The organism is Pantoea anthophila, assembly GCF_006494375.1.
GTDB classification, from domain to species: domain Bacteria; phylum Pseudomonadota; class Gammaproteobacteria; order Enterobacterales; family Enterobacteriaceae; genus Pantoea; species Pantoea anthophila.
Genome location: NZ_VHIZ01000061.1, coordinates 19,249 through 29,029 on the forward strand (window position 1 = coordinate 19,249; position 9,781 = coordinate 29,029).

At 52.4% G+C, this 9,781-nt stretch carries 16 protein-coding genes; 1 reads left to right on the forward strand and 15 read right to left on the reverse strand.

Translation table 11 applies throughout. The annotated features are described in order from the left end of the window. Positions 1 to 178: 178 nt before the first annotated feature. From FJW00_RS20190 to rpsJ, 12 genes are all read right to left on the reverse strand, one after another. Positions 179 to 1,531, reverse strand: coding sequence for an 8-oxoguanine deaminase (locus FJW00_RS20190; protein ID WP_140925504.1), 1,353 nt, complete (start codon positions 1,529 to 1,531; stop codon positions 179 to 181). Between the two features lie 358 nt (positions 1,532 to 1,889). Then, complete coding sequence (gene rpsQ / locus FJW00_RS20195; RefSeq protein WP_003850147.1) at positions 1,890 to 2,144, reverse strand: 30S ribosomal protein S17; 255 nt, start codon at positions 2,142 to 2,144, stop codon at positions 1,890 to 1,892. Further along, complete coding sequence (gene rpmC / locus FJW00_RS20200; protein ID WP_003850146.1) at positions 2,144 to 2,335, reverse strand: 50S ribosomal protein L29; 192 nt, start codon at positions 2,333 to 2,335, stop codon at positions 2,144 to 2,146. The genes rpsQ and rpmC overlap by 1 nt, the downstream gene beginning before the upstream one ends. After that, positions 2,335 to 2,745: a 50S ribosomal protein L16 gene (rplP, locus tag FJW00_RS20205; RefSeq protein WP_002438716.1), complete on the reverse strand. Its 411-nt coding sequence runs from the start codon at positions 2,743 to 2,745 to the stop codon at positions 2,335 to 2,337. Before rplP ends, rpmC begins: the two co-directional genes overlap by 1 nt. Positions 2,746 to 2,757: 12 nt before the next feature. Continuing rightward, positions 2,758 to 3,456: a 30S ribosomal protein S3 gene (gene rpsC, locus FJW00_RS20210; protein ID WP_009087585.1), complete on the reverse strand. Its 699-nt coding sequence runs from the start codon at positions 3,454 to 3,456 to the stop codon at positions 2,758 to 2,760. Between the two features lie 17 nt (positions 3,457 to 3,473). Beyond that, positions 3,474 to 3,806 (reverse strand): 50S ribosomal protein L22, encoded by a 333-nt coding sequence (gene rplV, locus FJW00_RS20215; RefSeq protein ID WP_008927136.1) that lies wholly within the window; start codon positions 3,804 to 3,806, stop codon positions 3,474 to 3,476. A 13-nt stretch (positions 3,807 to 3,819) separates the two neighbouring features. Beyond that, positions 3,820 to 4,098, reverse strand: a complete 279-nt coding sequence (gene rpsS / locus FJW00_RS20220) for a 30S ribosomal protein S19 (protein ID WP_001138115.1) — start codon at positions 4,096 to 4,098, stop codon at positions 3,820 to 3,822. Between the two features lie 16 nt (positions 4,099 to 4,114). Continuing rightward, a complete protein-coding gene (gene rplB, locus FJW00_RS20225; RefSeq protein ID WP_009087588.1) occupies positions 4,115 to 4,936 on the reverse strand; it encodes a 50S ribosomal protein L2 in 822 nt (273 codons plus the stop codon). A 17-nt stretch (positions 4,937 to 4,953) separates the two neighbouring features. Then, positions 4,954 to 5,256: a 50S ribosomal protein L23 gene (gene rplW / locus FJW00_RS20230; protein WP_003850708.1), complete on the reverse strand. Its 303-nt coding sequence runs from the start codon at positions 5,254 to 5,256 to the stop codon at positions 4,954 to 4,956. Further along, positions 5,253 to 5,858, reverse strand: coding sequence for a 50S ribosomal protein L4 (gene rplD, locus FJW00_RS20235; protein ID WP_009087590.1), 606 nt, complete (start codon positions 5,856 to 5,858; stop codon positions 5,253 to 5,255). Before rplD ends, rplW begins: the two co-directional genes overlap by 4 nt. 10 nt (positions 5,859 to 5,868) lie before the next feature. Next, positions 5,869 to 6,498, reverse strand: coding sequence for a 50S ribosomal protein L3 (gene rplC / locus FJW00_RS20240; protein ID WP_006120583.1), 630 nt, complete (start codon positions 6,496 to 6,498; stop codon positions 5,869 to 5,871). A gap of 32 nt (positions 6,499 to 6,530) precedes the next feature. Next, positions 6,531 to 6,842, reverse strand: a complete 312-nt coding sequence (rpsJ, locus tag FJW00_RS20245; RefSeq protein ID WP_001181005.1) for a 30S ribosomal protein S10 — start codon at positions 6,840 to 6,842, stop codon at positions 6,531 to 6,533. A gap of 393 nt (positions 6,843 to 7,235) precedes the next feature. On the opposite strand from rpsJ, the gene FJW00_RS20250 reads away from it, so the two are divergent. Further along, positions 7,236 to 8,006, forward strand: coding sequence for a prepilin peptidase (locus FJW00_RS20250; protein WP_140925505.1), 771 nt, complete (start codon positions 7,236 to 7,238; stop codon positions 8,004 to 8,006). Here the strand turns inward: FJW00_RS20250 and bfr are convergent. From bfr to tuf, 3 genes are all read right to left on the reverse strand, one after another. Continuing rightward, positions 7,993 to 8,466, reverse strand: coding sequence for a bacterioferritin (gene bfr / locus FJW00_RS20255; RefSeq protein WP_009087595.1), 474 nt, complete (start codon positions 8,464 to 8,466; stop codon positions 7,993 to 7,995). The two genes, FJW00_RS20250 and bfr, sit on opposite strands and share 14 nt — an antisense overlap. Positions 8,467 to 8,564: 98 nt before the next feature. Next, positions 8,565 to 8,759, reverse strand: a complete 195-nt coding sequence (gene bfd, locus FJW00_RS20260) for a bacterioferritin-associated ferredoxin (RefSeq protein ID WP_009087597.1) — start codon at positions 8,757 to 8,759, stop codon at positions 8,565 to 8,567. Positions 8,760 to 8,932: 173 nt separating this feature from the next. Continuing rightward, the coding region (gene tuf, locus FJW00_RS20265) for an elongation factor Tu (RefSeq protein WP_140925506.1) at positions 8,933 to 9,781 on the reverse strand (849 nt) is incomplete at its 5' end.

Sequence of the window (9,781 nt, forward strand, 5' to 3'; positions counted from 1 at the left end):
GAGGGCGCGGCATTGTAACACCGGTTCTCACAGATGGGTAGAAAAAATAAACGGCTCTCAATCGAGCCGCTGATTTTCCCTGATGACAGGGAGGGCGTATTCTAGGGAATAGTGCGAACAGTAGCAAATGTAATCTGCCTTATTTTTCGTCGATCCCCAAATAAAGTGCCCTTCTGTCTCAGCCTGCCAGTTTTGTGGCCAGCTGGTTGTGCTGACGCAGCAGCGCTGGCAGTTCAATTCCGGCCAGTTCTCCTTTACGTACCCGGACTTGTCCGTTAATGATGCTGTAAGCAACCTGTCCCGGATTACAGAACACCAGGGCGGCGACCGGATCGTGCCCTGCCCCAGCCAGGCCTGGCCGATTCAGGTCAAACACCGCCAGGTCAGCCATCATACCAGGCGCAACAGCCCCCACATCATTACGGTTAAGCACTTTTGCACTGCCCAGCGTTGCCAGCTCCAGAGCCTGCCGTGCGGTCATGGCATCCGGGCCAAACCCGACACGCTGTAGCAGCATCGCCTGACGAACCTCGGCCATCATATCTGAGCTGTCATTGGAGGCAGAGCCATCCACGCCGAGACCGACATGCACACCGGCATCGCACATATGGCGTATCGGGGCGATGCCTGAGCCGAGCCGCATATTTGAGCAGGGACAATGGGCAATGCCCGTTCCGGTGCGGGCAAAGAGTTCAATACCCTGTGGATCGAGTTTGACGCAGTGAGCATGCCAGACATCCTGGCCAACCCAGCCGAGGTCCTCAACATACTGCGCAGGAGTCATATTAAACTTTTCGCGACTGTAGCGGATGTCGCTGTCGTTCTCTGCCAGATGCGTGTGCATCGAGACGCTGAAACTGCGGGCCAGTGCGGCGGACTGCTTCATCAGCTCCCGGCTGACGGAGAATGGCGAACAGGGAGCCACCACGATGCGTAGCATTGAACCATGGCTATCATCGTGATAGCGCTCAATGACCCGCTGCGTATCTTTCAGAATTGCCGCTTCATTCTCCACCAGGCTATCGGGCGGTAAGCCGCCCCGTGATTTCCCCACGCTCATACTGCCCCGGCTTGCATGGAAACGCATTCCCATAACGGCAGCAGCCTCAATACTGTCATCAAGCTGACAGCCATTTGGATAGACATAGAGATGATCACTGGTGGTCGTGCAGCCAGAGAGTATCAGTTCAGCCATCGACACCTGCGTTGAGATACGAATCATCTCAGGTGTCAGGTTCTGCCAGAGAGGATAGAGGTGAGTCAGCCAGTTAAAGAGTTCGCCATTCTGCACAGCCGGAATGGCGCGGGTCAGGCTCTGATACATATGGTGATGCGTATTGATCAGACCCGGAATCACAATGTGCCCACGCAGGTCGATAACCTCATCCGCGCTATCGGGTAGTGCTCCGGCTTCTCCGACCGCCACGATCTGATTTCCTTTGATCAGAACAGAGGCGTTGCGAATTTCCCGACGGTCAGCATCCATGCAAACTACACAGTCGGCGTTCTTCAGTAACAGAGTTCGTTCCATGCTATTGCCTGTAGGTTGATATTGTGTGCTTTCCGATAATAGCGGCAAGCTTTTGGCAGAGCTAATAGCAGGCAACGCAGCAAACAAAGGTAATTTCAGCAGTGACCGCCGTAAGCGATCGGGACTCTCCATTTTCACGGCACATTTCCTTGTACAGTTATGACGACACCGGCCTGTTCAGCCCGATGCATTCAGGCCAGACCGCCTGAAGAGTCGCAGCTTACCGCCGGGAAACTGTTGAATTTGTGCGCACTATCAAATCTGCATGTCCGGGGACACAAATGGATCAATCCCGGGGCAGAGGCAAAAAAAAACCCCCTGCCGAAGCAGAGGGTTTCCTCAGAAAAAACGGTTCTTATTACAGAACGGCTTTCTCAATTACGCGAACCAGGGTCCAGGATTTAGTCTTGGACAGTGGACGGCATTCGCGGATTTCTACCACGTCGCCGATTCCACATTCATTGTTCTCGTCATGGATGTGCAGCTTGGTCGTACGCTTAATGAATTTGCCGTAGATCGGGTGTTTCACGAAACGTTCGATAGCAACAACTGCAGATTTCTGCATTTTGTCACTTACTACACGACCCTGCAGAGTACGGATTTTATCGGTCATTACGAACCCGCCTTCTCAGTCAGTAAAGTCTTAACGCGTGCAACATCACGGCGAACCTGTTTCAGCAGATGAGTCTGCTGCAGTTGGCCAGATGCTGCCTGCATGCGCAGGTTAAATTGCTCACGCAGCAGATTAAGCAGCTCAGTGTTCAGCTCTTCAACGCTTTTTTCACGCAGCTCAGTTGCTTTCATTACATCACCGTCTTAGTTACAAAGGTGGTTTTGATAGGCAGTTTTGCTGCTGCCAGCTTGAATGCTTCACGGGCCAGCTCTTCTGGTACGCCGTCCATTTCATACAGGACTTTACCAGGCTGGATCAGGGCAACCCAATACTCAACGTTACCCTTACCTTTACCCATACGCACTTCCAGCGGCTTCTCGGTGATCGGTTTGTCCGGGAATACTCGGATCCAGATCTTACCTTGACGCTTAACTGCACGGGTCATAGCACGACGTGCTGCTTCGATCTGACGAGCAGTCAGACGACCACGGCCAACAGCTTTCAGACCGAAAGTACCGAAGCTAACATCCGTACCCTGCGCCAGACCGCGGTTGCGGCCTTTGTGCACCTTACGGAATTTTGTACGCTTTGGTTGTAACATCAGCGACTCTCCTTACTTACGGCCTTTACGCTGCTGCTTTTTAGGTTGAGCAGCCGGTTCCGGTTGTTCAACAGCAGCCATACCACCCAGGATCTCACCTTTGAAGATCCATACCTTAACGCCGATTACACCATAAGTGGTGTGCGCTTCAGAGGTGTTGTAGTCAATGTCAGCACGCAGTGTGTGCAACGGTACGCGACCTTCACGATACCATTCGGTACGTGCGATCTCGGCGCCGCCCAGACGGCCGCTAACTTCGACTTTAATACCCTTCGCGCCAAGACGCATGGCGTTCTGAACCGCACGCTTCATAGCACGACGGAACATCACACGACGCTCCAGCTGTGAAGTGATGCTGTCAGCAACCAGTTTTGCGTCCAGTTCCGGCTTGCGGACTTCGGCGATATTGATCTGTGCAGGAACGCCAGCGATGTTCGCGACGACCGTGCGCAGTTTTTCTACGTCTTCGCCTTTCTTACCGATAACGATGCCAGGACGAGCGGTGTGAATAGTCACACGGATGCTCTTAGCTGGACGCTCGATAACGATACGAGAGACAGACGCTTTAGCCAGTTCTTTAGTCAAAAACTGACGGACTTTAAAATCGCTGTCCAGGTTGTCAGCGAATTCTTTGGTGTTCGCAAACCAGGTAGAGTTCCATGGTTTTACAATACCCAGGCGAATACCATTAGGATGTACTTTCTGACCCATTGCTAGTCTCCAGAGTCTCAGCGATCGGACACAACCACAGTAATGTGGCTGGTGCGCTTCAGGATGCGATCTGCACGACCTTTGGCACGCGGCATAATGCGTTTCATGGTCGGACCTTCATCAACGAAAATTTTCGTGATTTTCAGATCGTCGATATCAGCGCCATCGTTGTGTTCGGCGTTAGCAATGGCAGATTCCAGAACTTTCTTGACCAGTACAGCCGCTTTCTTGTTGGTGTAGGTCAAAATGTCCAGTGCCTGCGACACTTTCTTACCGCGAATCAGGTCAGCAACAAGGCGAACCTTCTGAGCAGAAGAACGAGCGTGGCGATGTTGAGCTAAAGTTTCCATCTCTTCCTCCTACTTATTTCTTCTTGGCTTTTTTATCAGCCGCGTGACCGCGATAAGTACGTGTCGGCGCGAATTCACCCAGTTTGTGACCAACCATTTCGTCGGAAACAAAGACAGGAACGTGCTGACGACCATTATGGACAGCGATGGTCAAACCGATCATGTTAGGAAAGATCGTTGAACGACGGGACCAAGTGCGCAAAGGCTTCTTGTCACCGCTTTCCACCGCTTTCTCTACCTTCTTCAGCAAGTGCAGGTCAATAAAAGGACCTTTCTTGAGAGAACGTGGCATGGCTTATCCTCTAATATTATTTGCTACGGCGACGTACGATAAATTTATCAGTACGCTTGTTGCTACGGGTCTTCTTACCTTTGGTCTGAACGCCCCACGGAGAAACCGGGTGCTTACCAAAGTTACGACCTTCACCACCACCGTGCGGGTGATCAACTGGGTTCATCGCGGTACCACGAACGGTCGGACGAACACCACGCCAACGGGCTGCACCAGCTTTACCCAGAACGCGCAGCATATGCTCAGCGTTGCCGACTTCGCCCAGTGTTGCGCGGCAGTCAGACTCGACTTTACGCATTTCACCTGAACGCAGACGCAGGGTAACGTAAGAACCTTCACGCGCAACGATCTGCACGTAAGCACCGGCTGAGCGAGCAATCTGACCGCCTTTGCCTGGTTTCATTTCTACGTTATGCACGGTTGAACCCACCGGGATGTTACGCATCGGCAGTGTGTTACCTGCTTTGATCGCAGCATCAACGCCAGACTGAATCTGGTCGCCGGCTTTCAGGCCTTTAGGGGCCAGGATGTAACGGCGTTCGCCGTCTTTGTACAGAACCAGTGCGATGTTCGCAGAGCGGTTCGGATCGTACTCAAGACGTTCAACAACTGCCGGGATACCGTCTTTGTTGCGTTTGAAGTCAACAATACGATAAGCCTGCTTGTGACCACCACCGATATGACGGGTAGTGATACGACCATTGTTGTTACGGCCACCGGATTTGCTGTTTTTTTCTACCAGCGGGGCAAATGGTTTGCCCTTGTGCAGCTCCGCGTTTACCACTTTAACTACATGGCGACGACCCGGAGATGTCGGTTTACATTTAACAACTGCCATTGTCTTTCTCCTCCGACTTACTCAGCGCCGCCAGCGAAGTCCAGATTCTGGCCTTCTTTCAGGGTGACGTAAGCTTTTTTCCAGTCGCTACGACGACCGATACGCTGTCCTTGACGCTTAACTTTACCCTTAACAACCAGGGTGTTTACGTCTTTAACTTCTACTTCGAACAGTTTCTCAACAGCAGCAACGATCTCTGCTTTGGTCGCGTCATTAGCAACTTTGAGAACGATGGTATTGGTTTTTTCCATCGCGCTAGATGCTTTTTCAGATACGTGCGGCGCGCGCAGTACTTTCAGCAGACGTTCTTCACGGATCATGCCAGCATCTCCTCAACTTGCTTAACTGCATCAGCAGTCATAACGACTTTGTCGAAGGCGATCAGGCTAACTGGATCGATACCAGATGCATCACGCACGTCAACCTTGTACAGGTTACGCGCAGCCAGGAACAGATTCTCATCCAGTTCGCCGGTGATGATCAGCACGTCTTCCAGCGCCATGTCTTTCAGTTTCTGTACCAGCAGCTTGGTTTTCGGCGCTTCTACAGCAAATGATTCGACAACGATCAGACGGTCCTGACGTACCAGTTCGGACAGAATGCTTTTCAGCGCGCCGCGGTACATCTTTTTGTTAACTTTTTGACTGTGGTCTTGTGGCTTAGCAGCAAAGGTCACGCCACCTGAACGCCAGATCGGGCTCTTTACAGAACCTGAACGCGCACGGCCGGTGCCTTTCTGACGCCATGGCTTTTTGCCTGAACCGGTTACTTCAGCGCGAGTTTTCTGCGCGCGAGTTCCCTGGCGGGCGCCTGATGCGTAAGCAACAACAACCTGGTGAACCAGCGCTTCGTTGAAATCACGACCGAAGGTAGTTTCGGAAACAGTCAGCGCGCTCTGCGCGTCTTTCAATACTAATTCCATTGCTATCCCCTTACGCCTTCACAGCTGGTTTAACGATCAGGTCGCTACCGGTAGCACCGGGAACTGCACCTTTAACCAGCAGCAGGTTGCGCTCAGCGTCAACACGTACTACGTCCAGGCTCTGAACTGTTACGCGCTCATTACCCAGCTGACCTGCCATTTTCTTGCCTTTGAACACTTTGCCCGGAGTCTGGTTCTGACCGATAGAACCCGGAACGCGGTGAGACAAGGAGTTACCGTGAGTAGCGTCCTGGGTACGGAAGTTCCAGCGCTTAACGGTACCGGCGAAACCTTTACCTTTAGAGGTGCCAGTTACGTCTACTTTTTTAACGTCAGCGAAAATTTCAACGCTGATGCTCTGACCTACAGAATACTCGTCACCTTCAGCGGTGCGGAATTCCCACAGGCCACGGCCAGCTTCAACGCCAGCTTTAGCAAAATGACCAGCTTCAGGTTTGGTCACACGGTTTGCTTTTTTAGCACCGGTGGTAACCTGAATTGCCTGGTAACCATCGTTCTCCAGGCCTTTGACCTGAGTAACGCGGTTCGCTTCAACTTCGATTACGGTTACTGGGATAGAAACGCCATCTTCAGTGAAGATGCGGGTCATACCCACTTTTTTACCGACTAAACCAATCATTGTTTCAACCTCTCAATCGCTCGATGACCTGATTAACCCAGGCTGATCTGCACGTCAACACCGGCAGCCAGATCCAGACGCATCAGAGCATCAACCGTTTTTTCGGTTGGCTCAACGATGTCTACCAGACGCTTGTGAGTGCGGATTTCGTACTGATCACGCGCATCTTTGTTGACGTGCGGAGAGATCAGAACGGTAAAACGCTCTTTGCGGGTTGGCAGCGGGATTGGACCACGAACCTGCGCACCAGTGCGCTTGGCAGTCTCAACGATTTCCGCGGTTGATTGATCGATCAGACGATGATCAAACGCTTTAAGACGGATACGGATTCTTTGGTTCTGCATGAGACCAGAGCTCCAAACTTTTTATAGACGAAAAAAATTACTACTCGAACCCATTACGATTGATGGGAGAGTGTAATCGTTCAGCATATAACTCCCCAATTGGGAGTATTGTCAGGCGGCCTAACGGTCAGCCGTCTGCGATTCTGCTCGAATCGCGCCTGCAATATCTGCAGGCCCGCGCATTATACGTAATTCTGTTCAGGAAGCAACCCGTGCTGGCATTTTCGCTGTTAATTAGTGGCCGGGTCCTGAGGCATACATCGCACAGACCTGTCTCATGACTGACAGGGGGTGAATCAGGTTGTGAACAGGGTTCCGCAAGCTGGCATACACGGGCGACACAGGGTGTAAAAGCGGTGAAAGTATGGCCGACCGTTTAGCCGGAGCCCGAAGATGACCTTAATCCTGATTCAGTTAGCTGCCCTGGCTGGGGGAGGTGCGCTGGGCAGCTTTCTTTCGCTGGCCTGCGCGCGCTTTACCCCTGCCCTTTCTCCCACCCGGTGGTGTGCCGCCCTCTGTTTTCCCGGTTCGCACTGTCCCCACTGCCGCCAGCCTCTGTTATGGCGCGATACGCTGCCGCTGATCAGCTGGGCTGCCTTAAAAGGCCGTTGTCGCTTCTGCTCTTACTCATTTGGCGCAGAGAGTGTGGTCATGGAATGGCTGGTTGCCAGCCTGAGCCTGCTTGTACTGCTAAGCTTCGACAGCCTGACTGATGCGCTGTTTATTCTTACGGCGGCCTCTCTGTTGATGATGGTGGCCCTGATTGACCGTCGCCATCTCTGCATACCTGACCCGCTCAATTATCTGTTGCTCTGGCTGGGGTTAATTCATGCGACACTGACAGGCACCGAAACCGCGGCGATATGGGGTGCACTGTCGGGCTATAGTGCACTGTGGTTGCTTGCCCAGGGCTACCGACTGGTCAGGGGGTATGAGGGATTAGGATATGGTGATATAAAGCTTTTCGCCGCGCTGGGGGCCTGCTGTGGCTGGCAGGGATTGCCCTGGATTGCACTGGGTGCCACTCTGCTGGCGCTGGCAGGCGTGTTGATGCTGCAATTGCGTGGCCGGGCGCAGGGCGTCAGCCCGCTGCCTTTTGGCCCTTTCCTGGCCATTGCGGGCTGGGTCACTCTCGTCCTGCAGACGCGGTTCACGCTTCTTTGATCTGAGCCTGCAGGTAGTTCTGGATCCCCATCATCCTGATGAGCTCCAGCTCCGTCTCGATCCAGTCGATGTGATGCTCCTCATCTGCCAGGATTTCAATCATCATGTCACGGCTGACATAGTCATGAACTTTGTCCGCATAGGCGATCGCTTCACGCAGATCTTTGGCGCCTTCCAGCTCCAGATTAAGATCTGAACTCAGCATTTCCTCAACGTCCTCACCGATGCGCAGCCGGCCCAGATCCTGCAGATTCGGGATCCCTTCCAGAAAAAGAATGCGCTCGATGTATTTGTCGGCATGCTTCATCTCATCGATCGATTCGTGATACTCCACATCATTGAGGCGCATCAGCCCCCAGTTTTTAAACATCCGCGCATGCAAAAAATACTGGTTTATAGCAACCAGTTCATTTCCAAGCAGTTTATTGAGATGACTGATAATTTTGATATCGCCCTTCATTGTTAACCCTCCACGTCTGCTTTATCAGATCGTAGATGTGATTAAAAAGAAGTCAAAAAAACGCGACAGATATTGTGGGTATTCGCACAGGCAGTGTGTCAGGCGATCTCTTTATAGAGTGGCGGATGCTGCATCTCTTCATCCATGATTTCCCGCGCGGCGCGCAGACATTTGCCGCACTGTTTGCCGACCGGTACAAAATGACGCAGTTGCTGGATGGATTTGGGCTGATAGCGCCGTACTACTTCACGAAGGGTTTTATCACTGATGGCATTACACAGGCAGACGTACATTCTTTCATCACTCAAGACCATTTTCTGTACACAGTGTAAATGCGAATCGTTTTTATTACAAACCTACCCTTTGCAGGGTTATGACGCTCTTCAGGCAAAAAAAAAAGAGCACCGAAGTGCTCTTTTCTTTGTGTTGCAGTGGCCGTTTGCAACGACCACAGCAGATATCACAATTAAGCGATAACTTTAGCAACAACACCCGCGCCAACGGTACGGCCGCCTTCGCGGATTGCGAAGCGCAGACCTTCGTCCATTGCGATTGGGTGGATCAGGGTAACAACCATTTTGATGTTGTCGCCTGGCATTACCATTTCAACGCCTTCTGGCAGCTCTACTGAACCGGTCACGTCAGTGGTACGGAAGTAGAACTGTGGACGGTAGCCCTTGAAGAACGGAGTATGGCGGCCACCTTCGTCTTTAGACAGAACGTAAACTTCTGACTCGAACTGGGTGTGTGGCTTGATGGTGCCTGGCTTAGCCAGAACCTGACCACGCTGGATGTCTTCACGCTTGATACCGCGCAGCAGAACACCACAGTTTTCGCCTGCCTGACCCTGGTCCAGCAGCTTACGGAACATCTCAACACCGGTACAGGTTGATTTCGCAGTATCTTTGATACCTACGATTTCAACTTCGTCGCCGACTTTAACGATACCGCGCTCAACACGACCGGTAACAACGGTACCACGGCCAGAGATTGAGAATACGTCTTCGATTGGCAGCAGGAACGGCATGTCGATCGCACGCTGTGGCTCTGGGATGTAGTTGTCCAGGTGCTCAGCCAGCTCGATGATTTTCGCTTCCCACTCAGCGTCGCCTTCCAGCGCTTTCAGAGCAGAACCACGAACGATTGGAGTGTCGTCGCCTGGGAAGTCATAGGCTGACAGCAGGTCACGCACTTCCATCTCAACCAGTTCCAGCAGCTCTTCATCATCAACCATGTCACACTTGTTCAGGAACACGATGATGTAAGGAACGCCAACCTGACGACCCAGCAGGATGTGCTCACGGGTCTGTGGCAT